The organism is Pseudomonas sp. 2VD (assembly GCF_005503585.1).
Taxonomy (GTDB): Bacteria; Pseudomonadota; Gammaproteobacteria; order Pseudomonadales; family Pseudomonadaceae; genus Pseudomonas; species Pseudomonas aeruginosa.
In genome coordinates this window covers 1-26261 of sequence record NZ_SCND01000044.1, presented here as the reverse complement: position 1 = coordinate 26261, position 26261 = coordinate 1, and the positions used below count along the sequence as shown (strand labels likewise).

The 26261-nt window shown below is 67.1% G+C and carries 20 protein-coding genes and 2 tRNA genes; 15 read left to right on the top strand and 7 right to left on the bottom strand.

What is annotated here, in order from left to right:
• Positions 1–34: 34 nt before the first annotated feature.
• Both FFS27_RS07715 and FFS27_RS07710 read left to right on the top strand, forming a co-directional pair.
• Positions 35–111 (top strand) — tRNA-Asp (locus FFS27_RS07715).
• A 114-nt stretch (positions 112–225) separates the two neighbouring features.
• A tRNA-Asp gene (locus tag FFS27_RS07710) sits at positions 226–302 on the top strand.
• Positions 303–589: 287 nt separating this feature from the next.
• On the opposite strand, the gene FFS27_RS07705 is transcribed toward FFS27_RS07710, so the two are convergent.
• Together FFS27_RS07705 and FFS27_RS07700 are read right to left on the bottom strand one after the other, a co-directional pair.
• A complete protein-coding gene (locus FFS27_RS07705; protein ID WP_003091367.1) occupies positions 590–1627 on the bottom strand; it encodes an AraC family transcriptional regulator in 1038 nt (345 codons plus the stop codon).
• A complete protein-coding gene (locus FFS27_RS07700; protein WP_023100919.1) occupies positions 1624–2742 on the bottom strand; it encodes a carbon-nitrogen hydrolase family protein in 1119 nt (372 codons plus the stop codon). Before FFS27_RS07700 ends, FFS27_RS07705 begins: the two co-directional genes overlap by 4 nt.
• A 214-nt stretch (positions 2743–2956) precedes the next feature.
• On the opposite strand from FFS27_RS07700, the gene FFS27_RS07695 reads away from it, so the two are divergent.
• The 3 genes from FFS27_RS07695 (at position 2957) to FFS27_RS07685 (ending at position 7709) form a co-directional block, all read left to right on the top strand.
• Entirely contained in the window at positions 2957–4996 is a 2040-nt protein-coding gene (locus FFS27_RS07695; RefSeq protein ID WP_003091351.1) for an NADPH-dependent 2,4-dienoyl-CoA reductase, read from the top strand.
• A 336-nt stretch (positions 4997–5332) separates the two neighbouring features.
• The gene (locus FFS27_RS07690; protein ID WP_021265031.1) at positions 5333–6772 is read left to right on the top strand and encodes a hypothetical protein; all 1440 of its coding nucleotides are present in this window, start codon (positions 5333–5335) and stop codon (positions 6770–6772) included.
• 37 nt (positions 6773–6809) lie between these two features.
• Positions 6810–7709, top strand: a complete 900-nt coding sequence (locus FFS27_RS07685) for a 1-aminocyclopropane-1-carboxylate deaminase/D-cysteine desulfhydrase (RefSeq protein ID WP_009313785.1) — start codon at positions 6810–6812, stop codon at positions 7707–7709.
• On the opposite strand, the gene FFS27_RS07680 is transcribed toward FFS27_RS07685, so the two are convergent.
• Complete coding sequence (locus FFS27_RS07680; protein WP_010793219.1) at positions 7710–8675, bottom strand: DUF1853 family protein; 966 nt, start codon at positions 8673–8675, stop codon at positions 7710–7712. It lies immediately after the preceding gene.
• A gap of 124 nt (positions 8676–8799) precedes the next feature.
• On the opposite strand from FFS27_RS07680, the gene FFS27_RS07675 reads away from it, so the two are divergent.
• The 10 genes from FFS27_RS07675 to FFS27_RS07625 all read left to right on the top strand — a co-directional run bounded on the left by FFS27_RS07675 (position 8800) and on the right by FFS27_RS07625 (position 22887).
• The gene (locus FFS27_RS07675) at positions 8800–9687 is read left to right on the top strand and encodes an NAD(+) kinase (RefSeq protein WP_003104985.1); all 888 of its coding nucleotides are present in this window, start codon (positions 8800–8802) and stop codon (positions 9685–9687) included.
• Positions 9687–10667: a metallophosphoesterase gene (locus FFS27_RS07670; protein ID WP_003091336.1), complete on the top strand. Its 981-nt coding sequence runs from the start codon at positions 9687–9689 to the stop codon at positions 10665–10667. Before FFS27_RS07675 ends, FFS27_RS07670 begins: the two co-directional genes overlap by 1 nt.
• Positions 10664–11524: a rhomboid family intramembrane serine protease gene (locus FFS27_RS07665; RefSeq protein WP_003104987.1), complete on the top strand. Its 861-nt coding sequence runs from the start codon at positions 10664–10666 to the stop codon at positions 11522–11524. Before FFS27_RS07670 ends, FFS27_RS07665 begins: the two co-directional genes overlap by 4 nt.
• An 83-nt stretch (positions 11525–11607) precedes the next feature.
• Entirely contained in the window at positions 11608–11871 is a 264-nt protein-coding gene (locus tag FFS27_RS07660; RefSeq protein ID WP_003104989.1) for a YeaC family protein, read from the top strand.
• On the top strand, positions 11871–12704 hold the full coding sequence (locus FFS27_RS07655) for a DUF2797 domain-containing protein (protein ID WP_003091329.1): 834 nt from the start codon (positions 11871–11873) through the stop codon (positions 12702–12704). The genes FFS27_RS07660 and FFS27_RS07655 overlap by 1 nt, the downstream gene beginning before the upstream one ends.
• A gap of 18 nt (positions 12705–12722) precedes the next feature.
• Positions 12723–15380: an aminopeptidase N gene (gene pepN, locus FFS27_RS07650; protein WP_021265029.1), complete on the top strand. Its 2658-nt coding sequence runs from the start codon at positions 12723–12725 to the stop codon at positions 15378–15380.
• A 446-nt stretch (positions 15381–15826) separates the two neighbouring features.
• A complete protein-coding gene (locus FFS27_RS07640) occupies positions 15827–17791 on the top strand; it encodes a DUF1302 domain-containing protein (protein ID WP_003110074.1) in 1965 nt (654 codons plus the stop codon).
• Positions 17792–17849: 58 nt separating this feature from the next.
• Complete coding sequence (locus FFS27_RS07635) at positions 17850–19217, top strand: DUF1329 domain-containing protein (protein WP_003091320.1); 1368 nt, start codon at positions 17850–17852, stop codon at positions 19215–19217.
• Positions 19218–19396: 179 nt separating this feature from the next.
• Positions 19397–20494, top strand: coding sequence for a WD40/YVTN/BNR-like repeat-containing protein (locus FFS27_RS07630; protein WP_021265028.1), 1098 nt, complete (start codon positions 19397–19399; stop codon positions 20492–20494).
• Between the two features lie 11 nt (positions 20495–20505).
• Positions 20506–22887 carry an efflux RND transporter permease subunit gene (locus FFS27_RS07625; protein WP_021265027.1) on the top strand — a complete coding sequence of 794 codons (2382 nt, stop codon included), beginning with the start codon at positions 20506–20508 and terminating at the stop codon, positions 22885–22887.
• 71 nt (positions 22888–22958) lie between these two features.
• Here the strand turns inward: FFS27_RS07625 and cprS are convergent, their stop codons facing one another.
• The 4 genes from cprS to FFS27_RS33525 all read right to left on the bottom strand — a co-directional run.
• Positions 22959–24254, bottom strand: coding sequence for a cationic peptide sensor histidine kinase CprS (cprS, locus tag FFS27_RS07620; protein ID WP_003091313.1), 1296 nt, complete (start codon positions 24252–24254; stop codon positions 22959–22961).
• Entirely contained in the window at positions 24251–24922 is a 672-nt protein-coding gene (gene cprR / locus FFS27_RS07615) for a cationic peptide response regulator transcription factor CprR (RefSeq protein ID WP_003091311.1), read from the bottom strand. The genes cprS and cprR overlap by 4 nt, the downstream gene beginning before the upstream one ends.
• Before the next feature lie 61 nt (positions 24923–24983).
• Positions 24984–26063, bottom strand: coding sequence for an alpha/beta hydrolase fold domain-containing protein (locus FFS27_RS07610; protein ID WP_003112115.1), 1080 nt, complete (start codon positions 26061–26063; stop codon positions 24984–24986).
• Positions 26064–26116: 53 nt separating this feature from the next.
• The coding region (locus FFS27_RS33525; RefSeq protein WP_171019187.1) for a BatD family protein at positions 26117–26261 on the bottom strand (145 nt) is incomplete at its 5' end.

The following is a 26261-nucleotide window of genomic DNA, read 5'->3' as shown; positions in this document are numbered from 1 at the left end:
TCCCGTCATCACCCACCAATCTCGCAAGTTACGCGCAGCGGTAGTTCAGTCGGTTAGAATACCGGCCTGTCACGCCGGGGGTCGCGGGTTCGAGTCCCGTCCGCTGCGCCATTCACTTCCCCTCCCGAGTTCACCACCCCGAACTCGCCGTCTTCCGCCAGAAGGCGGGCAGCCAGGCTGCAACGAGAGGAAGTCGCTTTACCGGGCATCTTGCCCAGCCGACGCGCAGCGGTAGTTCAGTCGGTTAGAATACCGGCCTGTCACGCCGGGGGTCGCGGGTTCGAGTCCCGTCCGCTGCGCCATACATCTTCACCACGCCGAGGCGGGGTGAGCCACGAAGAAAGCGGCCAATGGCCGCTTTTTTCGTTTCCGTCGTCCCCTGCGTCTTCCGTTTTCTCCTTGTTTGCCGGATTTCCTGCTCCGTCGGTCCGCGCGCGGTAATCCCGCTGTCATCTTCCTCGTCTACAGCTGAAAGACACAGACGAACGAAAGGTGATCCGCGATGGACGACTACCAGGAAGAACTGCTGGAGCAGCATGCCGCCGAATGCGACCTGCCGGAGCCGGCGGACGACGCCACCGAGATGTGATCAGGCGCTCTGTCGCTGGGCGCGGCGGAATTCGCCGGGCGTCTGTCCGCTCCAGCGCTTGAAGGCGCGCTGGAAGGCTTCCGCCGAGGCGAAGCCGAGCAGGTAGGCGATTTCGCCGAAAGCCAGGTCGGTCTCGCGGATGTAGACCATCGCCAGGTCGCGGCGGGTGTCGTTGAGGATGCTGCGGAACTGCGTGCCTTCCTCGGCCAGCTTGCGCCGCAGGGTCCAGGTCGGCAACTTGAGGCGCGCGGCGACTTCCTCGAGGTCCGGCTCGCGGCCATTGAGCATCGGCCCCAACAGGCGGCTGACGCGCTCGCGCCAACTGCGGGTGCGGGTCAACTGCTCCAGTTCGCGGTTGCAGAGTTCCAGCATCTGGCTCCAGGTGCTCGGACAGTGCTCGGCATTCGCCAGGGCCAGGCTGGCCTGGCTCAGGCGCAACTGGTTGGTCGGCGCGCCGAATTCCACCGGGCAGCCGAAGAATGCCTCGTAGCGCTCGGCCCAAGGCGGCGCTGGATATTCGATCTCCACCCGCTCCGCTTTCAACGGCTGCCTTGCCAGAGCGCCGAGATGGCTGATCCAGCCTGCCAGCACCGAATCGACGACGAAGCGGTTGTAGGCGTTGTAAGGGCTGATCGAATAGAAGCGCAGCCAGGCGCCGCCGGCGTCTTCCACCAGGCTCGACTGGCCCCGGTAGTTCTGCGCGTAAAGCGGTTCCAGGTGGATCATTGCCCGCGCGGCGGCGCGCAGGTTGGGCGCCTGGGCGACGCTGACGCCGGCCAGGCCCATCTGTCCGAGACGGCTCAGGCGGCCCATCTGCAGGCCGAGGGCGGGGTCGCCGCTGAGCTGTATGGCGGCATGGCCGAGGCGCATGTAGCGAGGGATCGACAGGCGCGCCCCGGGTTCGGCCAGGCGCCGCTGGTCGAGGCCGTACTGTTCGAGCAGTGGCGCGGGCTCGACGCCGGCGGCGAGCAGGGCGTCGGCCAGCGCCTGGACGAAGCCGACCGAGAGGTCGCCGAGGCGAACCCGGGGCGCGCTCATAGCCAGAGATTGACCAGTTGCGCACCGCCGCCGGGATTGGCCTGGCGCATGCCCTGCGGCGAGCCGAGCAGGCTCTGGCCGTCTTCGGTGACGTTCCACAGGCGGCTATGGGCGAAGGCCACGGCGCCGCCGCGTGCACCGCTGGCCAGCAGGCGCTCGCCGACCGCCAGGCGCTGCCAGGCCTCGGCGTTGCTCAGGCTGTTCGGCGCCAGGCGCACGTCGCCGGGAACCAGCTCGGCATCGAAGCCGGGCCAGGGTTGCTGCCAGCGACCGCTCTGGTTCAGGGCGGCGGGGATCGCCAACAGTTCGACGCGCTGTTCGACCAGGGTGGCGTAGGTGTCCGGGTACCAGCTGTCGGTGCCGATCAGCACGCCCAGGCGTCCTGCAGGCGTATCCAGCACCTGCAGGCGCTCGCCGCGACCATTGTTGAGGTAGCTCAGTTCGTGACGGGTCGGGAACACCTTGCGTTGCGGCTGTCCGAGCGGCCGGCCGTCGGGACCGAAGGTCAGGCTGACGTTGTACAGCTGGCCGGTGCCGGGACGCAGCTCGCCGTCCTCGACCTCGGGGTCGGGCAGGACGATGGAGCCGGCGACCACCGTCACCTTGAAATCATGGGCGAGCCCGCCGAACAGGGTCTGGTAGTCGTGGGCCATGTCCACCGCCTTCATCCGGAACAGGGTGTCGGTGAGACGCTGATCGCCGCGCGCGGTGATCCAGCCGCGCGCCACCTTCAGCGGGTTGCTCGCGGCCATCCAGTCCATCGCCGTGGGCCAGTCGGCGGCGGCATAGACCTCGGGCTTCTCGCCGCTGGCCACCAGCCAGGTGCCGACATGCTCGGGGAACACCACCACCGTGCGCTCGTTGAGCAGGCCCTGGCGGCGGGCATTTTCCAGGTAGGCGTGGAATTTCAGCTGCAACCGTTCGGCGCTCTGGTAGTCCGGCGTGAACAGTTCCGGCTGGACCGCCAGCAGGTTGCCGCGCTCGCCGGGCTGGCCCTGGACCACGCTGACCTGGCTGCGCAGGTCGGACAGGTAGTGGCCTACCGGGCGGCGTTCGGCCCAGCCGGCGTAGGCGGCGAAGAGGGTGATGAGGATCAGGAAGATCAGCTTGCGCATGCGGGTCTCCAAGGCAGCCCACAGGGTAGGGGAGTGGCGTCGGCTTGCCAAGCATCCCTGTGCATTCCGATCAGTAACTTGTCATTTAGGATCATTGAGCGCTCCGGTGGCGCTCCTTAGAGTCGTCGCCATACCGACCGCTGCCCGTCCCGCGCATTGCGCCCGAGGCCGCGGCATATCCGTGAACGCGTTTCGCCCGATGTGGAGACCCCCGATGACCGCCGCCGTTCCCTATCCGCACCTGCTCGCCCCGCTGGACCTCGGCTTCACCACCCTGCGCAACCGCACCCTGATGGGGTCCATGCACACTGGCCTGGAAGAGAAGCCGCAGGGCTTCGAGCGCATGGCGGCGTATTTCGCCGAACGCGCCCGTGGCGGCGTCGGCCTGATGGTCACCGGCGGCATCGGCCCGAACGAAGAGGGCGGCGTGTATTCCGGCGCGGCCAAGCTGAGCACGCCGGAAGAGGCGGAGAAGCACAGGATCGTGACCCAGGCGGTGCATGAGGCGGGCGGCAAGATCTGCATGCAGATCCTGCATGCCGGCCGCTACGCCTACAGCCCGAAGCAGGTGGCGCCGAGCGCGATCCAGGCGCCGATCAATCCGTTCAAGCCCAAGGAACTCGACGAGGAAGGCATCGAGAAGCAGATCGCCGACTTCGTCAACTGCGCCAGCCTGGCCCAGGTCGCCGGCTACGATGGCGTCGAGATCATGGGGTCGGAAGGCTACTTCATCAACCAGTTCCTCGTGCAGCACACCAACCAGCGCACCGACCGCTGGGGCGGCAGCTACGAGAACCGCATGCGCCTGCCGGTGGAGATCGTCCGCCGGGTGCGCGAGGCGGTGGGGCCGAACTTCATCATCATCTATCGCCTGTCCATGCTCGACCTGGTCGAGGGCGGCAGCAGCTGGGACGAGATCGTGCTGCTGGCCAAGGCCGTCGAGAAGGCCGGCGCGACCCTGATCAACACCGGTATCGGCTGGCACGAGGCGCGCATCCCGACCATCGCCACCAAGGTGCCGCGCGCGGCCTTCACCAAGGTCACCGCCAAGCTGCGTGGCGAGGTCGGCATCCCGCTGATCACCACCAACCGCATCAACACTCCCGAGGTGGCGGAGAAGGTCCTGGCCGAGGGCGATGCCGACATGGTCTCCATGGCCCGGCCGTTCCTCGCCGACCCGGACTTCGTCAACAAGGCCGCCGCCGGCCACGCTGAACGGATCAACACCTGCATCGGCTGCAACCAGGCCTGCCTCGACCACACCTTCGGCGGCAAGCTGACCAGTTGCCTGGTCAACCCGCGCGCCTGCCACGAAACCGAGCTGAACTACATCCCCACCGCCAGGCCGAAGAAGATCGCCGTGGTCGGCGCCGGTCCGGCCGGCCTGGCCGCCGCCACCGTGGCCGCCGAGCGCGGGCACCGGGTCAGCCTGTTCGACGCCGCCGGCGAGATCGGCGGGCAGTTCAACGTGGCCAAGCGGGTTCCCGGCAAGGAAGAGTTCCACGAGACCCTGCGCTACTTCCGCAACAAGCTGGAGAGCACCGGCGTCGAGCTGCACCTGAACCGCCGGGTCGGCGTGGACGACCTGGTTGCGGGCGGTTATGACGAGATCGTCCTCGCCACCGGCATCGTTCCGCGCACGCCGGCGATCCCTGGCATCGAGCATCCGAAGGTGATCAGCTACCTGGATGCGATCCTCGAGCGCAAGCCGGTGGGCGGCAAGGTGGCGGTGATCGGCGCCGGCGGCATCGGCTTCGACGTCTCCGAATTCATCACCCATGCCGGTCCGTCCACCAGCCTGGAGCGCGAAGCGTTCTGGAAGCAGTGGGGGATCGATACCCGCCTGGAGGCCCGCGGCGGCATCGCCGGGGTCAAGGCCGAGGTGCATCCGGCGGCGCGCCAGGTGTTCCTCCTGCAACGCAAGAAGAGCAAGGTCGGCGACGGCCTCGGCAAGACCACCGGCTGGATCCATCGCGCCGGCCTGAAGAACAAGCAGGTGCAGATGGTGAATGCCGTGGAGTATCTCGGGATCGACGACGCCGGCCTGCATATCCGCGTTGCCGAGGGCGAGCCGCAGGTGCTGCCGGTGGATACCGTGATCGTCTGCGCCGGCCAGGACCCACTGCGCGAGTTGCAGGACGGCCTGCTGGCGGCCGGCCGGAGCGTGCACCTGATCGGCGGCGCCGATGTCGCCGCCGAGCTGGATGCCAAGCGCGCCATCAACCAGGGTTCGCGCCTGGCTGCCGAACTCTGAGAACCTGTCCGCGATCTGTTGCGTAGCGGAGAAACTGCGTTGAAAACGGCTTTTCTCCAGCTCGCACAGGTTCTGCGTATCGTCCCTGTCCGCGCTCGTCGGCGCGGCGGGGCGCTGCGCACCGGTTTGGTGAACGGTGGCGCTCTGCCACGGTGATCTCCGTCCGCTCAAAACCCGACCGCTTCACAATTTCCCCTACCGCTCGGCGGGCCGTCCGGCATCGCCCGGGTGTCTGCCAACCCAGTCACATTGCCCGCGACATTTTTTCCCCTAGACTTGCCCGAACAACGAGATAGCGCCTGTTTTTCAGGTGACATGCCAGATGGGTACTGCCGGATGCGGGCCGCCTCGCCAGGCGTTCGAGGGTTAGCGATGAGCATGCAGAAAAAGCCACAGATGGCGGAGGCCGTGCTGTTCTTCAACGACAGCGGCGTCTGCAAGGAAATGCTGTATCCCGAATTCGAGGCGCTGCTCGATGGCCTGGTGCGCATGCCGGAATACGCCGACCGGCAGATGCACCTGGCCTATGTGTTGATCAATCCGCGCCTGCAGGCGCGGGCGGCGGTGTTCTTCTATCTCGATTTCGACGAGCAGGGCGGCGCCGACACCGGCTGGAACCTGCCTCTGCGCAACCTCGCCGAACGCGCCGGACGCGGCCCCGACATGGGCGGCGGGCCGATCCGCCTGGCCTGTCGCAGCCAGTGCCCGGTGTCCTGGCACCAGATGCACCTGTGGGACCCGGAGAGCAGCGCCGGACGCAACCATTTCGTACTCATCCGCGACGCGCTCAGGCGCAACCAGCTCGGCCTGCTGGTGGACGAGGAGCCTGCCGCGGTGGAGCCGCAGCGGCTGCAGATGGCCGCCGAAGAACAATGGTACTCTGCCGGTCCCGCCGCCCCGAAGGCAGCGCCCGCGGAGCCTCCGCGCAAGCAGGAGGACGAGCAGGCGGCGCGCCTGGCGCAACTGGTCAAGCAGCAGCGGCAACAGCTCGCCGCCCTGGCCCGGCAGCAGGAGCAGCGCCTGGCCGGGCTCGCCCGGCAGCACGAAGAGGAACTGGCCAGGCGCGAACAGGACGCCCGCGGGCAACTGGACATCCTGCGCAGCGAAGTGCTCAGCCTGCAACAGGCCCTGGAGCGGCAGGCGCGGGAGAACGCCGAATTGCAGCAGCGTCTGCTGGAGCAGGGCGAGCAGTTCCAGCGCAACCGCGAGGAACTGACCCGGCAACTGCGTTTCATCGAGAACCAGGGGCGCAACGAGACCGACCTGCTGCGCTCGGAGTTCGCCGACGAACTGGAGGCTCGGGTGGCGGTGGCGGTGGCCGGCTACAAGGAGCAGGTCTCGATCCGCGACGTCGAACTGGCCTACCGCAACGAGCTGGACCAGCAACTGGAGCAGGAACTGGCCGAGCTGCGCGCCGAGCGCGACCGTCTGGCCGCCCAGGGGCCGGAGCAACTGCTGGAGCGTCTATCCGGCCAGGGCGTGGTATTCGTCGCCTACCATCCCGGCGCCGGGCACCTGACCATCCCCTTGCAGGACATCCCGCGTTACCAGGACAATCCGCTGGCCTACGCGGCGGCCAAGTGCTTCGTCTCCGAGAGCCAGTACCGCCAGTGGCTGGACCACTTCCAGCAGCCGCGCTGCGAGGCGCTGCTGCCCGGCGGCGAACGCTGCAACCTGCCGCTCGACCGGGTCGACAACCCGGCGCGCTTCGTCGCCGGCGACACCAACTGCTGCGCCCGGCACAAGACCACGGGGCGCCTGCGCACCGTGAGCTGACTTCTTGCCGTTTCCCCACTGGTCACCGCATACACCCTTGCAGCGTCTCGAACTCGACTGGCTGCAACGGGCCGGGGTCGAACTGGCGCTGCTGCGCCTGGACCAGGCCGATCCGTTGATCTCCGGCAACAAGGGGTTCAAGCTCGCGCCACACCTGGCGCTGGCCCGCGAGCAGGGGCTGGACGGCCTGATCAGCCTCGGCGGCGCCCACTCCAACCACCTGCACGCGCTGGCCGGCGCCGGCGCGCGTTTCGATTTCCGTTGCGTCGGCCTGTTGCGCGGACACGAAGTCGATACGCCGACGGTGCGCGACCTGCGCAGTCTCGGCATGGAACTGCACTGGCTCGGCTACGGTGGCTATCGCCAGCGGCATGCCGCCGGCTTCTGGCTTCCCTGGCGGGAACGTTACCCAGGTTTGCTGCCGGTCGCCGAGGGCGGTGGCGGGCTGCTGGGCGCGCGCGGTTGCATCGGACTGGTGGAGCGCATAGCGACCCAGTTGCCGACGCTCGGCTGGGACGATTACGACGCGATCTGGGTGGCCGCCGGTACCGGTACGACACTGGCCGGCCTGGTGCTCGGCGAGGCCGGGCGGCATCCCGTGGTGGGCGCGCTGGCGGTGCCGGAGGACCATGGCGTCGCCGCCCAGGTAGCGGCGACCCTTGCCGAGGCGGGCTGGGCCGATACCGGCTATCGCCTGCTGGACGCCAGCCGTGGTGGTTTCGCCCGCCTCGATGGGCGATTGGCGCGGTTCATCGTCGAGTTCGAGACGGCCAGCGGCGTCGCCCTCGAACCGCTGTACACCGGCAAGCTGCTGCTCGCCCTGCGCGAGGCCGTGGAGAGCGGCGCGGTGGCTCGCGGCAGCCGGTTGGTGGCGCTGCACAGCGGAGGCCTGCAGGGCCGCCGGGCATTGCAGGAGCGTTTGCTGGCGTTGCTCTGATCAGGCATCCGCGGCCTGGCGCGCGCTACCCCACAGGCTGAGCCCCGGCGGCCAGTCGTCGCTGGCCAGGAACAGGCGCTCGGCCTCTACCCAGTAGCCGTCGCGCGGCACCACCCTTACCAGCATTTGCGGACGTGCCTCGCCGGCGAAGGCGATATTCCAGCAGGCGCCGTCGCGCGGTGGGTCGAGCGGGTCCTGCCGCCGCATGGCCGGCGCCAGCCAGTGCTCGCGCGACAGATGCAGCCAATGCTGCCCGGCCTGCGGTCCGGCCAGGCTGGCCAGGTACGCCGGCCAGTCGCGCTGGCGGAGCCAGCGGCCACGCAGATGCCGTGGCTCGATGTCGGCGGGCAGGCTGCCCGGCCCGGGCCAGGGATGGAACAGGTAGCCGCTCAGCCACAATGCGGAAACGGCCGATTCGGCGCCATGGGCGGCCAGCACCTGGCGACCCTCGCGGGTCGCCGCCAGCGGCAACTGGTGTCGGCAGAGGTGTTCCAGCTTGCGTGACAGGCGGTCCTGGCCGCCGGGCCCGAGCCAGTCGCCGGGGCCGGACTGGGGCCCCAGGTAGAGTTTGATCGCCAGTTCCAGGTGGTGGATGCCGTCGTCGTCCCGCAGCAGCAGGTCGAGTTCGCCAAGGGTATGCCCGCCGTCGCGCACCGGCAGGTTGGCGGCGATCAGGCGCACGTCCGGGGCTTGTTCCAGGGCGAATTGCCAGAGATGTTCGTAGTACAGGCCGAGACGCTGCCGTGGCCACTGCGCGAGCCAGGCGGCGAGGTGCTGCGGCTGTCGCTCCTGTTCGCGCAACCAGGCGGCCAGGCGCTCCGGCTCCTGGCGCCAGCGGCTGGCGGCGAGCGGATGGCGCTGCGGCTCCGGGGTCCGGCGCAGCAACGGCGGGGCGAGCAGGGTCCAGGCCAGGTCGCGGACGGCCGGGTGGCGCAATTCGTCGAGCAGTTCGGTCAGCAGCGTCATACCCAGAGGTTAGCCGGGTTGCGCCACTCGCGGCGATTTCCCGTACATGCGCGGGTTTGCCGCTGTCCGCGGCTTTCGCCCATAATCCGCTCTATCCCGCCCGCCAGCTTTTCGCAGGAACCGCATGGAACCCTTTCGCAATATCGGCATCATCGGCCGCCTCGGCAGCACCCAGGTGCTGGATACCATCCGCCGGCTGAAGAAATTCCTGATCGATCGCCACCTGCATGTGATCCTCGAGGACACCATCGCCGAAGTCCTGCCCGGACACGGCCTGCAGACCTGCTCGCGGAAAATCATGGGCGAGATCTGCGACCTGGTGGTGGTGGTCGGCGGCGATGGCAGCATGCTCGGCGCGGCCCGCGCGCTGGCCCGGCACAAGGTGCCGGTGCTGGGGATCAACCGCGGTAGCCTGGGCTTCCTCACCGACATCCGTCCGGACGAACTGGAGGTCAAGGTCGGCGAGGTGCTGGACGGCCAGTACATCGTCGAGAGCCGCTTCCTCCTCGATGCCCAGGTGCGTCGCGGTATCGACTCGATGGGGCAGGGCGATGCGCTCAACGACGTGGTCCTGCACCCGGGCAAGTCGACCCGGATGATCGAGTTCGAGCTGTATATCGACGGCCAGTTCGTCTGCAGCCAGAAGGCCGACGGCCTGATCGTCGCCACGCCCACCGGTTCCACCGCCTACGCGCTGTCCGCCGGTGGTCCGATCATGCATCCGAAGCTGGATGCCATCGTCATCGTGCCGATGTACCCGCACATGCTTTCCAGCCGCCCGATCGTGGTGGACGGCAACAGCGAGCTGAAGATCGTCGTGTCGCCGAACATGCAGATCTACCCGCAGGTCTCCTGCGACGGGCAGAACCATTTCACCTGCGCCCCCGGCGATACCGTGACGATCAGCAAGAAGCCGCAGAAGCTGCGCCTGATCCACCCCATCGACCACAACTACTACGAGATCTGCCGGACCAAGCTCGGCTGGGGCAGCCGCCTGGGCGGAGGCGACTGATGCAACTCGACCCCGGACGTGGCTACGACCTGATCGGCGATGTCCACGGCTGCGCGCATACCCTGGACCGCCTCCTCGACCTGCTCGGCTACCGCCTGCAGGGCGGCGTCTGGCGCCATCCGCGGCGCCAGGCGCTGTTCCTCGGCGACATCGTCGACCGCGGCCCGCGCATCCGCGAGGCCCTGCACAGGGTGCACGCGATGGTCGACGCCGGCGAGGCGCTGTGCATCATGGGCAACCACGAATTCAACGCGCTCGGCTGGAGCACCCCGGCGGCGCCCGGCAGCGGCCGCCAGTACGTCCGCGAGCATACGCCGCGGCATGCCCGGCTGATCAAGGAGACCCTCGAGCAGTTCGAGGGCCACGACGCCGACTGGCGCGACTTCCTCGGCTGGTTCCAGCAACTGCCGCTGTTCCTCGATGCCGGGCGCTTCCGCATGGTCCATGCCTGCTGGGACGGCGAACTGATCGCGACCCTGCGCCGGCAGTTCCCCGACGGGCGGATCAGCGAAGCCTTCCTGCAGGAGTCGGCGGAGCCCGGCAGCTTCGCCGACCTGGCCTGCAACCGCCTGCTGCGCGGTACCGACATGCGCCTGCCGCACGGTGCCACGCTGACCAGCAGCGATGGCTATACGCGCGCCTTCTTCCGCACCAAGTTCTGGGTCGAGGACGAGGCGCCGCGCACCTACGGCGATATCGTCTTCCAGCCCGACGCGTTGCCCGAAGCGATCGCCCGCGAGCCGCTCAGCGAGGAGCAGAAGTCCAGCCTGCTGACCTACGGCGCCGACGAACCGCTGTTGTTCGTCGGCCACTACTGGCGACGCGGCACGCCGGCGCCGATCCGGCCGAACCTGGCCTGCCTGGACTACAGCGCGGTGATGTACGGCAAGCTGGCGGCCTACCGCCTGGATGAGGAAACCCGCCTGGACCGGCACAAGTTCGTCTGGGTCGAAGTGAAGCGGCCGGAGGCTGACGAGTGAGCGCGGTGCAGGTCCTGAAGTTTCCCCTGTCGGTCGACCTGGCCGGCTTCGTCGGCCTGCTGCGGCGTCTGAACGTGCCGCACCGGGTCAGCGAGGAATCCGGCCAGCAGGTCCTCTGGGTGCCCGACGAGCGGCTCGCCGAGCAGGTCCGCGAGTTGTACCGGCGTTATCCCGAAGGCGATCCGCAGGCGACCCTGGAGGCCGCGCCGCGACCGGCGGGGCAGGGTTTCGTCCGGCAACTGCGGATGAGCCCGATGACCGCCGCGGTGTTGCTGCTGACCTTCGTCGTCGCCGCCGTCACCTACCTTGGCGACAACTTCGCGACGATGCGCTGGCTGACCTTCCAGGACTTCCGTATCCAGGGCCAGTACGCGCTGTTCACGCCGTTGGCCGAGAGCCTGGCGGCGGGTCAATGGTGGCGGCTGTTCACGCCGATGCTGATCCACTTCGGCTGGCTGCACCTGGCGATGAACGCCATGTGGTTCTGGGAGCTGGGCCGGCGCATCGAATTCCGCCAGGGCCGTCCGATGCTGCTCGGCCTGACCCTGCTGTTCGGCCTGGTGTCCAACGTGGTGCAGTACGCGGTGAGCGGCGCCAGCCTGTTCGGCGGGTTGTCCGGGGTGCTCTATGGCCTGCTCGGGCACTGCTGGATCTTCCAGTACCTGGCGCCGAACCAGGCCTATCGCCTGCCCAGGGGCGTCGTGGCGATGATGCTGATCTGGCTGCTGGTGTGCCTGTCCGGGGTGATCGACCTGCTCGGCTTCGGCTCCATCGCCAACGGCGCGCACGTTGGCGGGCTGCTGGTCGGTTGCCTCAGCGGTTTGCTGGGCGGCCTGCTGGCGCGGCGTCGCCGTTGAGCGAGGGGCTGCGGCAGCTTCGATGTGCGCCGCCGGCCCCGGCCCGGTAGAATGGCCGGTACGCCTTTTCACCGGAGCCGGCCATGTCGTCCTTCAACCAAGCGATCGAGAACATCACTCCAGAGATCTACCAGAACCTCAAGCTGGCCATCGAGATCGGCAAGTGGCCGGACGGCCGCAAGCTGACCCAGGAGCAGAAGGAACTCTGCCTGCAGGCGGTGATCGCCTGGGAGCTGCAGAACCTCCCCGAGGAGGAGCGCACCGGCTACATGGGCCCGCAGCACTGCTCCTCGCATTCCGACGAGCCGATCCCGAACATCCTGTTCAAGTCGGACTCCGTGCACTGATGGAAGAAATCGCCCGCGGCGCGCTGAGCAAGATGACGGCGCGCCTGGAAAGCAATGCTCCCGTGCAATACGCCTTCCGCCTCGACGACCGCGAAGTCGCGGTGAACCCGCTGATCGGCCGGCCGCTGCGCCTGGAGTACCTCGGCAGCATCTTCTGCACCCATTGCGGCCGCAAGACGAAGAAGAGTTTCAGCCAGGGCTATTGCTATCCCTGCTTCACCCGGCTGGCGCAGTGCGACAGTTGCATCGTCAGCCCGGAGAAGTGCCACTACGAGCAGGGCACCTGCCGCGAACCGGAGTGGGGCGAGCGGTTCTGCATGACCGACCACGTGGTGTACCTGGCCAACTCCTCCGGGGTGAAGGTCGGCATCACCCGCGCCAGCCAGATTCCCACCCGCTGGATCGACCAGGGTGCGCGCCAGGCGCTGCCGATCCTGCGCGTGGCCACCCGCCAGCAGTCCGGCCTGGTGGAAGACCTGCTGCGCAGCCAGGTCGCCGACCGCACCAATTGGCGGGCCATGCTCAAGGGCGAAGCCGAGCCGGTCGATCTGGCGGCAGTCCGCGAGCAGTTGTTCGACCAGTGCGCCGACGGCCTGCGCGAATTGCAGCAACGTTTCGGCCTGCAGGCGATCCAACCGGTTATCGACCTCGATCCGCTCGAGATCGCCTACCCGGTCGAGGCCTACCCGAGCAAGGTCGCCAGCCTCGACCTGGAAAAAACGCCTATCGTCGAAGGCACGCTTCGCGGTATCAAGGGCCAGTACCTGATCCTCGACACCGGGGTGATCAACATTCGCAAATACACGGCCTACCAGATCGCCGTGCATCACTGAGCAGAAGGGCCACAAGCCATGCGCACCGAGCAACCGAAAGTCATCCACCTCAAGGACTATCAGGCGCCGGACTACCTGATCGACGAGACCCACCTGAAGTTCGAACTGTTCGAAGACCACAGCCTGGTGCACGCCGAGTTGAAGCTGCGGCGCAACCCCGAGCGCGGCGCCGGCCTGCCGCCGCTGTTGCTGCATGGTCAGCAACTGGAGCTGCTGGCGCTCGAACTGGACGGCCAGGCGCTCGGCGCGGACGACTACCAGCTGGACGACGAGCAGCTCGGGGTGCAACCGCGGCAGGCCGAGTTCGTCCTCAGGAGCACGGTGCGTATCCATCCGGAGAGCAACACCGCGCTGGAAGGCCTGTACAAGTCCGGCAAGATGTTCTGCACCCAGTGCGAGGCCGAGGGTTTCCGCAAGATCACCTATTACCTCGACCGTCCCGACGTGATGAGTCGCTTCACCACCACCGTCAGCGCCGAACAGCAGCGCTACCCGGTGCTGCTCTCCAACGGCAACCCGGTGGCCAGCGGTTCCGAAGGCAACGGCCGGCACTGGGCGACCTGGGAAGACCCGTTCAAGAAGCCGGCCTACCTGTTCGCCCTGGTCGCCGGCGACCTCTGGTGCGTCGAGGACAGCTTCCGCACCATGAGCCAGCGCGACGTGGCGCTGCGCATCTACGTCGAGCCGGAGAACATCGACAAGGTCCAGCACGCCATGGACAGCCTGAAGAAGTCGATGCGCTGGGACGAGGAGGTCTACGGCCGCGAGTACGACCTGGACATCTTCATGATCGTCGCGGTCAACGACTTCAACATGGGCGCGATGGAGAACAAGGGCCTCAACATCTTCAACTCCAGTTGCGTCCTGGCCCGCGCCGAAACCGCCACCGACGCCGCCCACCAGCGGGTCGAGGGCGTGGTGGCGCATGAGTATTTCCACAACTGGTCGGGCAACCGGGTGACCTGCCGCGACTGGTTCCAGCTGTCGCTCAAGGAAGGCTTCACCGTATTCCGCGACTCGGAATTCTCCGCCGACATGAACTCGCGCACGGTCAAGCGCGTCGAGGACGTCGCCTTCCTGCGCACCAACCAGTTCGCCGAGGACGCCGGGCCGATGGCGCATCCGGTGCGCCCCGACTCGTTCATCGAGATTTCCAACTTCTACACCCTGACCGTCTACGAGAAGGGCTCGGAAGTGGTGCGGATGATCCACACCCTGCTCGGCGCCGAAGGCTTCCGCAAGGGCTCGGACCTGTACTTCCAGCGCCACGACGGCCAGGCGGTGACCTGCGACGATTTCGTCAAGGCCATGGAAGACGCCAATGGCGTCGACCTGACCCAGTTCAAGCGCTGGTACAGCCAGTCCGGCACTCCGCGCCTGGCGGTGGAAGGCGAGTACGAGGCCGCCGCCCGCCGCTACACCCTGACGGTGCGCCAGAGCTGCCCGCCGACTCCCGGCCAGCCGAGCAAGGAACCCTTCGTCATCCCGCTGGAGCTGGGCCTGCTCGACGGCCAGGGCCACGAACTCCCGCTGCGCCTGGAAGGCGAGGCCGCGGCCCAGGGCGGCAACCGCGTGCTGGCGGTGACCGAGGCCGAGCAGCGCTTCGTCTTCGTCGAGGTGCCGGAGCAGCCGCTGCCATCGCTGCTGCGCGGCTTCTCCGCGCCGGTGAAACTGAGCTTCCCCTACAGCCGCGACCAGTTGCTGTTCCTCATGCAGCACGACAGCGACGGCTTCAACCGCTGGGAGGCCGGCCAACAGCTTTCGGTGCAGGTCCTGCAGGAGCTGATCGGCCAGCACCAGCGCGGCGAGCAACTGGTACTCGACCCGCGCCTGATCGAGGCCTACCGCACCCTCCTGGCGGACGAGGCGCTGGACCAGGCGATGGTCGCCGAGATGCTCTCGCTGCCCAGCGAGGCCTATCTCACCGAGATCAGCGAAGTTGCCGATGTCGACGCGATCCATGCCGCCCGCGAATTCGCCCGCCAGCGTATCGGCGAAGCGCTGTTCGAGCCGTTGTGGCAGCGTTACCAGGCCAACCGCAAGATTTCCCGCGACACCGCCTACCTCGCCGAGGCCTCGCACATCGCCCGGCGCAGCCTGCAGAATATCGCGCTGTCCTACCTGTCGCTGTCGGGCCGGGAGGAAATCCTCGCCGCCTGCCTGGAGCAGTACGAAGGCTGCGACAACATGACCGAGCGCCTGACCGCCCTGGCGGTGCTGGTCAACTCCGGCTTCGAGGCGGAGAAGGGCAAGGCCCTGGCCATGTTCGCCGACTACTTCAAGGACGACCCGCTGGTGATGGACCAGTGGTTCAGCGTGCAGGCCGGCTCGCCGCTGCCGGGCGGGCTGGAGCGGGTCCAGGCGCTGATGCAGCACCCGGCCTTCACCCTGAAGAACCCGAACAAGGTGCGCGCGCTGATCGGCGCGTTCGCCAACCAGAACCTGGTCAACTTCCATCGTCCTGACGGCGCCGGCTATCGCTTCCTCGCCGACCAGGTGATCGTGCTCAACGCACTCAACCCGCAGATCGCCTCGCGCCTGCTGGTGCCGCTGACCCGCTGGCGCAAGTACGACGAGGCGCGGCAGGCGCTGATGCGCGGCGAGCTGGAACGCATCCTGGCCTCCGGCGAGCTGTCCAGCGACGTCTACGAAGTGGTGAGCAAGAGCCTGGCCTGATCCGCCAGCTTCTCCCAGAAGAGGGTGTTACTGGCCACTGGCTGGTAACGCCCTTTGTTACTTCTGGGAATCGCTTCACTGTTTTCCATTGATGGAGCCCGCTTAATCGTGTTTCGCGAACCACCCTGCGCAGGCTCTGCGAAGGGACTTTTCGCGCCACCGGCGACATTCGCCTGGCGCGTTTTGTCGGACACTTCCTGTTTTCTGGTCAGTGAATGAACAGTCATCTAGCAGGAAGTCCTGTTTTTGTCGCAATCCATTGAATTCCCTGGAGGATTCCGTTGAATTGGCATCCCGGTTGCACTGCCTCGTCGCGCGGTTCCCTTTCGTCGACGCGAGGCCGGTGACGCCGCGACCACCCATAACAAGGCCGCAGAGAAACGGCCGAACGGCGAACCGCCCGCAGTGGCGGCGCCCAACGCATGACCACATGGAGTGAGTTCCCGATGTACATCCCCAACCGCCAGCCCCGGCTGCGCTCCGCGCCGGCCCGGGCCGGCTTCGCCTTCGCCGGGCTGCTGCCGCTGCTGGGCGGCCAGGCCCAGGCCGTCGAATTCAGCTTCCTCGACAACGAGGTGTCCGGTTCGCTCGATACCACCCTGTCCTACGGCACCCTGTGGCGGGTGCAGGGGCAGGACAAGAGCAACAACGACATCAACACCAACGACGGCAACCGCAACTTCGATACCGGCCTGGTTTCCGAGGTCTACAAGATCACCTCGGACCTGGAGGCGACCTGGCGCAACTATGGCGTGTTCATCCGCGGCACGGCGTTCTATGACACCCAGATCATGGACAAGCGCAACGACTACTACAGCCACAACGATCCATCGCAGCCGAGCCAGAGCTATCCCCACGACGACCGTTTCACCAGCCAGACCCGCGACATCGCCGGGCACAAGGCGGAAATCCTCGACGCCTACGTCTACGGCAGCTGGGACATCGGCAACATGCCGCTGAGCGCGCGCTTCGGCCGCCAGGTGTTCAACTGGGGCGAGGGCATCTTCTACCGTGGCGGGGTCAACACCACCAACCCGGTGGACGCCGCCAAGTACCGCCTGCCCGGTTCCGAGCTCAAGGAAGTGCTGATGCCGGTGGAAGCGCTGAGCTTCAACATCGGCCTGACCGACAACCTGTCGATGGAAACCTTCTACCAGTGGAACTGGAAGGAAACCCGCCTCGACCCGGTCGGAACCTTCTTCTCCGAGACCGACCTGTTCGCCGACGGCGGCAACACCGGCTACAGCGACTTCACCGGCACCGCGCTGGACACCCCGGTGCCCGGCTTCGGCAACGTCATCGGCCTGTACCAGGCGCTGGGCAACAATCCGCTGCTCAGCGGCGCGCTGAAGAACACCGGCCTCTATGCCAACGGCGTGACCCCGGCCTACGGCAACGTGATGAAGGTGTCGTCCATCGGCAAGGACATCAACGCGCGCAACGACGGCCAGTTCGGCGTGGCCTTCCGCTACATCGCCGAGGAACTGAACAGCACCGAGTTCGGCTTCTACTTCGTCAACTACCACTCCAAGGAGCCGACCCTGTACGCCGACATCGGCGACTATGCCGGGGCCGACCTGGCGGCGCTGGCCAACACCCTGCGGCCGATCGCCGGTAACCTCGCCGAAGCCCTGGCCAACGGCCTGGTGACCGCCGACGTGATGGGCAACATCAATGCCCGGCGCGAGTTCGCCGAAGACATCCGCATGTACGGCTTCAGCTTCAACACCACGGTGGGCGACGCCTCGGTGTTCGGCGAGCTGGCCTACCGGCCGAACCTGCCGATCGGCATCGCCGCCACCAACGACCTGATCGGCGACCTCGCCCACGGTGCGGCGGAAGCCGCCAACGGCGGGCAGATCAACGTCGGCGGGCAGATGGTCGGCCTCGGCGGGCAGATCCACAACTACGAGCGGGTCGAGGCGTTCAACACCTCCCTCGGGACCATCTACAACTTCGGCCCGTCGCTGAGCTTCGACTCGTTGACCGGCGTCGCCGAGCTGGCCTCGGAACACCTGCGTGGCAGCAGCCTGAAGTACACCGCCTACGACGGCAGCACCCGCTACTATGCCGGGCGTGGCAACAGCTCGTACGTTTCCGGCGGCGACCGTGGCGACCAGGTGAACCGCAACGCCTACGGCTACACCCTGCTGCTCAGCGGCACCTGGAACGACGTGTTCGCCGGGGTCAACGTGTCGCCCTACGTGGTCTACAAGGACGACTTCGAAGGCAACTCCTACCAGACCGGCAACTTCATCGAAGGTCGCAAGGCCTACACCCTGGGGGTCAAGGCCACCTACCTGAACAGCCTGGAAGGCGAACTGCAGTACACCGAGTTCTACGGCGGCGGGCAGAACAACAACATCCGCGACCGCGACAACATCGGCCTGACCGTCAAGTACTCCTTCTGACCGAACCGATAACGACACGGGCGCCGCGAGCGCCCGGCACCTCACACGGAGAACCCTCATGTTGAACAAGCACCTGCTGATCGGCGCTTCCCTGGCGCTGGCACTGGGCAGCGGCGGCGCGCTGGCCGGCGTTTCCGCCGGCGAGGCGGCGCAACTGAAGTCGAGCCTCACCCCGCTGGGCGCGGAGAAGGCCGGCAACGCCGCCGGCAGCATTCCCGCCTGGACCGGCGGCATCACCCAGGCGCCGGCCGGCTACAAGCCGGGCCAGCACCACCCGGACCCGTTCGCCGCGGACAAGCCGCTGTTCACCATCGACAAGGCCAACCTGGAGCAGTACAGGGAACACCTGACCCCGGGCCAACTGGCGCTGTTCAAGACCTACCCGGACAGCTTCCGGATGCCGGTCTACCCCAGTCGCCGTTCCGGCTCGGCGCCGCAGTGGCTGTACGACAACACCTTCGCCAATGCCACCAGCGCCAGGCTGCTGGACGGCGGCAACGGGTTCGCCGACGCCTATGGCGGGGTGCCGTTCCCGATTCCGAAGAGCGGCGTGGAGGCGCTGTGGAACCATGTCGCCCGCTACCGCGGTACCTATGTCGTGCGCCGCGCCTCGGAAGTCGCGGTACAGCGCAACGGTAGCTACTCGCTGGTGACCTCGCAGCAGGAAGCGCTGTTCAAGTACTACCTCAAGGGCGGCAGCTTCGCCGACCTGAACAACCTGATGTTCTACTACCTGTCGTTCACCAAGAGCCCGGCGCGCCTGGCCGGTGGCGCGGTGCTGGTGCACGAGACCCTCGACCAGGTCAAGGAGCCGCGCCAGGCCTGGGGCTACAACGCCGGCCAGCGCCGTGTGCGGCGTGCGCCGAACCTTGCCTACGACACGCCGATCGCCGCCGCCGACGGCCTGCGCACCGCCGACGACACCGATATGTTCAACGGCGCGCCGGACCGCTATGACTGGAAGCTGCTGGGCAAGAAGGAAATCTACATTCCCTACAACAACTACAAGGTCAGCAGCCCCGAGGTGAAGTACGAGGAACTGCTCAAGCCGGGCCATCTCGATCCGCAATACACCCGCTACGAACTGCACCGCGTGTGGGTGGTGGAAGGTACCCTGAAGCCGGGCGCGCGGCATATCTACTCCAAACGCACCCTGTACCTCGACGAGGACAGCTGGAGCGCGGCGGTGGTCGACCAGTACGACGGTCGCGGCGAACTGTGGCGGGTGTCCATGGCCTACCTGAAGAACTTCTACGACCTGCCGTACACCTGGAGCGCGCTGGACGTGTTCCACGACCTGCAGGCGCGTCGCTACCACGTGCAGAACCTGGACAACGAGGAGCCGGGTACCATCGACTTCACCCAGGCGATACCGGACGACTCCTACTTCAAGCCCTCGGCCCTGCGCCGCCGCGGCACCCGCTGATCGCTCCGCTCGCCGGCGCCGACCGCTTCCCTCCGGGGAGGAGGGCGGCGCCGATCCCCCGTTACAGACGGCTTACACGCTTAACAAAAGATAACGTGGCTTCAATTGTCTCCGTCGCCAAACGCTGGCTATATAACGCTCACCACGAACCACTAATAACAACAACGGGGACGGTATCCATGCGTGAGCCCATGACGTGGCGCACTTCGCCCGGCCAATCCGCGGACGCTTCGCGGCATCCGGCCATTCCTTCCAGATCGCCCCTGGCCAGCAGGGCCCTGTCGTTTCTCGGGGCGCTTTCTCTTCTGACCTTCGCCGCGACCCCGGTCCTGGCCGAGTCGACGCCAACCGCCGCGCCGCCGCAATTCGCCGTGGAATCGCCGAAGGCCGCCAGCAGCCTGCTGCTCAGCGTCGCCCATGCCGGCAAGCGGCTGGTCGCGGTCGGCGACCGTGGGCATATCCTGCTCTCCGACGACGACGGCAAGACCTGGACCCAGGCCAAGGTGCCGACCCGCCAGTTGCTCACCTCGGTGTTCTTCGTCAACGAGCGCAAGGGCTGGGCGGTCGGGCACGATGCGCAGATCCTCGTCAGCGACGACGCCGGCAGCACCTGGACCAGGCAGTTCGAGGACCTCGGCCGCGAAGCGCCGTTGCTGGACATCTGGTTCGCCGACGAACAGCACGGCCTGGCCGTCGGTGCCTATGGCGCGCTGCTGGAGACCCGCGACGGCGGCCAGCACTGGGAAGACGTCAGCGAGCGCCTGGACAACGAGGACCAGTTCCACCTCAACGCCATCGCCGCGGTCAAGGACAACGGCCTGCTGGTGGTCGGCGAAGCCGGCAGTCTGTTCCGCTCGAAGGACTGGGGCGCCACCTGGGAAAAACTCGAAGGCCCCTACGAGGGCTCGCTGTTCGGCGCCATCGGTACCGCCGATGCGGGCGGTGTGCTGGTCTACGGCCTGCGCGGCCACCTGTTCCGCTCCGCCGATTTCGGTAACAGCTGGGAAGAGATACCGCTGAAGGCGGCGTCCGGCGACCTGGAATTCGGTCTCTCCGACGGCGCGCTGCTGGCGGACGGGCGGATCGTCGTGGTCGGTCACGGCGGCAGCGTTCTCGAAAGCACCGACGGCGGGCGCAGCTTCAGCGTGTTCAACCGTCCCGACCGGCTGTCCCTGGCCGGCGTCAGCGCCACCGGCGACGGCCACCTGATCCTGGTCGGCCAGGGCGGCGTGCACCTCGCTGCGGCGAACGGTGCCGCGCTCGAACAACCACAATAAGGCGGGGTCGCATGAGTGCCATGAACCAGCATCAGCAAAACAAGGCGAGCCTGCTCGAACGCCTGATCTTCAATAATCGGCCGGCGGTGATCTTCATCTGCCTGCTGGTCAGCGTCTTCCTGTTCTACCAGGCCACCCAGGTGCGGCCGTCCACCAGCTTCGAGAAGATGATCCCGCTGGAGCACCCGTTCATCCAGAAAATGCTCGAGCACCGCAACGACCTGGCCAACCTCGGCAACACCGTGCGCATCTCGGTGGAGGCGGTGAATGGCGATATCTTCACCAAGGAATACATGGAGACGCTCCGGCAGATCCATGACGAGGTGTTCTACATCCCCGGCGTCGATCGTTCCGGCCTGAAGTCGCTGTGGAGCCCCAGCGTGCGCTGGACCGAAGTGACCGAGGAAGGCTTCGCCGGCGGCGAGGTGATCCCGCAGACCTACGACGGTTCGCCGCGGGCGCTGGAGGAGCTGCGCAACAACGTGCTCAAGTCCGGGCAGATCGGCCGCCTGGTGGCGAACAACTTCAAGTCGAGCATTGTCGACGTGCCGCTGCTGGAGATGTACCCGAACCCGAAGAACCAGAGCGAACTGATCAAGCTCGACTACCGCCAGTTCTCCCATGAGCTGGAAGAGAAGATCCGCGACAAGTACCAGTTGCAGAACCCCAACGTGAAGGTGCACATCGTCGGCTTCGCGAAGAAGGTCGGCGATCTGATCGACGGGCTGGTGATGGTGGTCGGCTTCTTCGGTATCTGCCTGCTGATCACCCTGGTCCTGCTGTACTGGTTCACCAAGTGCATCCGCAGCACCATCGCCGTGCTGATCACCACCCTGGTAGCGGTGCTCTGGCAGCTCGGCCTGCTCAACCTGGTCGGTTTCGGCCTCGATCCCTATTCGATGCTGGTGCCGTTCCTGATCTTCGCCATCGGTATTTCCCACGGCGTGCAGAAGATCAATGGCATCGCCTTGCAGTCCAGCGGCGCCGACAATGCGCTGATGGCGGCGCGGCTGACCTTCCGCCAACTGTTCCTGCCCGGGATGATCGCGATCCTCGCCGACGCCGTCGGCTTCATCACCCTGCTGGTGATCGACATCGGGGTGATCCGCGAGCTGGCCATCGGCGCCTCGATCGGCGTGGCGGTGATCGTCTTCACCAACCTGATCCTGCTGCCCGTGGCGATCTCCTACATCGGCATCAGCAAGAAGGCGGTGCAGCGCAGCAAGGATGACGCGGTGCGCGAGCACCCGTTCTGGCGCCTGCTGTCGAACTTCGCCAGCCCGAAGGTGGCCCCGGTGTCCATCGCCATCGCCCTGCTGATGCTCGGCGGCGGCCTCTGGTATGGCAAGCACCTGAAGATCGGCGACCTCGACCAGGGTGCGCCGGAACTGCGTCCCGACTCGCGCTACAACCTCGACAACGACTTCATCATCCGCAACTACTCGACCAGTTCGGACGTGCTGGTGGTGATGGTCAAGACCTCCCCGGAAGGCTGCTCCACCCACCAGGCCCTGGCGGCCATGGACGAGCTGGCCTGGAAGCTGGAGAACACCGAGGGCGTGCAGTCGGCGATCTCGATGGTCACCGTGTCCAAGCAGGTGATCAAGGGGATGAACGAAGGCAACCTGAAATGGGAGACCCTGTCGCGCAACCAGGACGTGCTGAACAACTCCATCGCCCGTGCCGACGGTCTCTACAACACCGACTGCTCGCTGGCGCCGCTGCTGGTCTTCCTCAACGACCACAAGGCCGAGACCCTCGACCGCGCGGTGGCGGCGGTGCAGGCCTTCGCCGCGGAGAACGACAAGGACGACCTGCAGTTCCAGCTGGCCGCCGGCAACGCCGGGATCGAGGCCGCCACCAACGAGGTGATCAAGCAGTCCGAACTGATCATCCTGGTGCTGGTGTACATCTGCGTGGCGGCCATGTGCATGATCACCTTCCGTTCCTTCGCCGCGACCCTCTGCATCGTCCTGCCGCTGATCCTCACCTCGGTGCTGGGCAACGCGCTGATGGCGGCGCTGGGCATCGGCGTGAAGGTCGCGACCCTGCCGGTGATCGCCCTCGGCGTCGGCATCGGGGTGGACTACGGGATCTACATCTACACCCGCCTGGAGTCTTTCCTGCGCATGGGCCTGCCGTTGCAGGAGGCCTACTACGAGACCCTCCGCTCCACCGGCAAGGCGGTGCTGTTCACCGGCCTGTGCCTGGCGATCGGCGTGGCCACCTGGATCTTCTCGGCGATCAAGTTCCAGGCCGACATGGGCCTGATGCTGACCTTCATGCTGCTCTGGAACATGTTCGGCGCCCTCTGGCTGCTGCCGGCCCTGGCGCGTTTCCTGATCAACCCGGCCAAGCTGCAGGCCAGGAAGGCCTCGCTGTTCGCTCACTGAGTCGCACCGAGCCTCGCCAAGACCGCGGCCCCGGCCGCGGTTTTTTTCGCGCGGAGGAAGGCCGCCGCGCTTCAGTCCGGTGTGGCGGGGAACAGCAGCTCGCAGCGGAAACGCTGCTCGTCGCTGCTGTAATGCAGGCGCCAGCCGCTCTTCTGGCACAGGCGCTGGACCAGGTCGAGGCCCAGGCCATAACCGAACGCCATCGACTCGTCCGTGCCCTGGGCCGCGCCGATGGGGTTGCTGATCAGCAGGCTGCGGTCGCGCACGACGATTTCCACCACGCCCTCGTCGCTGTACTGCAGGGCGTTGCGCAGCAGGTTGCCGATGATGATCCGCGCGCGGGTCTGCGGCAGGCTGTGTGGCTCCACGTCGAGGTGGAAGGTCAGGCCGCGGCGCTGGCTCAGCGCCTGCTGTTCCTCGAGCAGCTCCTCCAGCAGGCGACCGACCTCGATGTGTCCGTCGTCGCGCAGTTCGCCGCTCTCGCGGCTGAGCCAGAGCAGGGTTTCGGTCATCTGCTGCATGCCCAGCGCCGAGCGGCGGATGCGTTGCAAGGCATGCGGGGAGGGCGCGCGGCCGGGTTGGTCGAGCAGCTCCAGGTTCATGCCGATCACCGCCAGCGGGGTGCGCAGCTCATGGCTGGCGTAGCGCAGGAAGCGCTCCTCGCGCTGGCTGAAGTCCTTGATCCGGGTCACGCTGTTCCACAGGGTATCCGCCAGCACGTTGAGTTCGCGGTAGTTGAAGCGCGGCCGCTGGCTGTCCGGGGCGAGGTCGTCGAGGGTCATCGACCAGCGCGTCAGCTTGCGCAACGGCGCGACGATGAACCAGACCAGCAGGCCGACGGCGGCCAGCGAAGGCAGGGTGACCGATAGGGTGACGATCCAGGTCTGCCTGACGCGGGCGTCGATGATGGCGTCGGACAGCGGCGTGTCGATGCTGCCGGCGGCGTCGTTGTCGTAGAGGTAGAGCGTCTTGCCGTCGGCCAGTGGCTGGCGGACCACCACGTAGGCATCGTCGCTGGGCGCGTCGTCATCCTCCTCTTCGTCATCGTCGTCCCAGTTGCCGAGCAGTTGCATGGCGCCGATGCTCTTGTAGGGCGGGGTGTCGAGCATCTCCCTGAGTTTCGGCGGCAGCCCCGCGGTGCCGACGCTGCCCTTGAAGTAGTAGCTGTCCGGCGCCGGCGTAGCCGGGTCTTCCTGGTAGCGCTGGGCGAAGTACAGCCCTTCCTCTTCCATCATCATGCTGAGCAGGTAGAGGGCGCCGGTCTCGCCGTAGTCGCCGAGCATGCGCGTGTAGACCAGCAACACCCCGGCGAGGATCAGGCTGACGCCGCCACCGACGATGGGGATCAGGCTCAGGCCGCGTTTCATTTGCGCTCCAGTTGGAAGCCGACGCTGTGCAGGGTATGGATCAGAGGGGTGGCGAACCCCTTGTCGACGGTGCTGCGCAGGTGGTGCATGTGCACGTTGAGGGTGTTGCTTTCCGGCGGCTCGTCGCCCCAGACGCTGCGCCCCAGCTGCTCGCGGGTGACCAGCGCGGGGCTGGCGCGCATCAGGCACTCGAGGATCTTCCAGGCGGTGGGGGACAGCGCCAGGGGCGTGCCGCCGCGGCTGGCCTGGCGGCTGTCGAGGTCCATCACCAGGTCGTCGACCTGCAGGCGCTGGGCCTGGCCGCTGCGGCGCCGGCTGAGGGCTTGCAGGCGGACCAGCAGCTCCGGCAGTTCGAAGGGCTTGAGCAGATAGTCGTCGGCGCCGGCGTCGAAGCCGTCGAGCTTGTCCTGCAGGGTATCCAGGGCGGTGAGCATGAGTACCGGGGTCTGCAGGCCGGCTTCGCGCAGCTGGCGACAGACCTGCCGGCCGTTGATGCGCGGCAGCATGATGTCCAGCAGGATCACGTCGTAGCGGTTGGCGCGCGCCAGGTTGAGGCCGGCCTGGCCGTCGCGGGCGTGATCGCAGACCACCCCGGCGGCCTCGAGGTAGTCGATGACGGTGCCGGCGAGATCGAAGTTGTCTTCGACGACGAGTACATGGATATGCATGGTATCTGTTCGCATGACGGATGGGACGCTGTGCCTGGTTCGCCGCGGGCGTTGCCCGCGCCTACTTGAGCACCTTGATCGGCTTCACCGGGGTGCCGTCGCTCCACTGGCCCATGCCGGTCTGCTCCGGCGTAGCGCCCAGGGCGTACTGGCGGTTGCGGTTGTAGAACGCCGCGTCGGTGAGGCCATCGAACAGCTTCCAGGTGCCGTACCAGTCGAGGGCGTCGATCACCAGCGGGTCGTGGCCGGTATAGCGGCCTTCGGCCTGCTGCACTTCGAGGCGCTTCTCGACGCGGTCGAGCAACCAGTCGCTGTCTTCTTCCTTCGGATACTGCGGGCCGAATACCGGTGCGGTGGGCGCCGCGTGGTTGGCCAGCAGCGGCGGAGCGCCGTGGCGATCGCTGCGCAGCAGCAGGAGGTTCTTGTCGCTGGGCGGAATGTGCCGGCTCTGGCGGTAGATGCGCTTGGCGTCGGTGCAGGCCACGTGGCTGTCCTCGTCGCCGCAGACCGCCAGCAGCAGGGTACCCTTGGCCAGCCCCGACAGGCGTTCCTGGGCCACGCCGTCCCAGCGCTTGCCCTGGCTCTTGCCGGGCTCGACCACCATCAGCGCCTTCGCCGCCGGCAGCTTCAGGCGTTCGCTGGCGGCCGCCAGGTTGGCGGCGAGCAGTCCGCCGGCGGAGTGGCCGAGGTAGGCGACCTGGTTCAGCCGCGGGCGCACCCCCAGCTCGCCGGCCTGCAGGCGCCTGAGAGCGTCGCCGAGGGCGCCGGCGGCATTGTCGAGGAAGTCTGCGTTGGGCGTCTTCAGGTCCGGCTGGTAGCGCGGGTAGACCACCACCATGCCGCGGCGAACGATATGGTCGATCCAGGCGCGGTAGAGGTCCGGCTGCATCACGCTCCAGCCGTGCAGGAAGATCACCAGCGGAGCGTTGCCGGGGACCGGTTGCTCGGGGGTGAACACCCAGTATTCGCGAGCGCCTTCGCCGAAGTGCCACTGATGCACGCTGGCATGGCGATAGGCCGCGCCGCCCGGCCCTTCGGCCGGCTGCGTCGGCGGCGTGGGCGCGGTCGGCGGTTCGGCGGCCGTCGCGGCGTGGCCCAGGAGCAGGCCGCACAGGACGAGGTACAGGGTACGGAAGCGCATGCGGGCCCTCTTGCGGAATCGGAATGTCGTGCCAGTCCTAACCATAGCGCCGTTCAGCGCGGATAGAGCGGTGGCAGGCCGCCATTGTCGACCGCTCCCGCCGGCGCTTGTTCCGTGGTGGGCAGGGCGCGGATCGCCCGCCACAGGTCCTCGCCCTGCCAGGAATGGCCGCTCTCGCTGTACAGCGCGCCGTTGAGG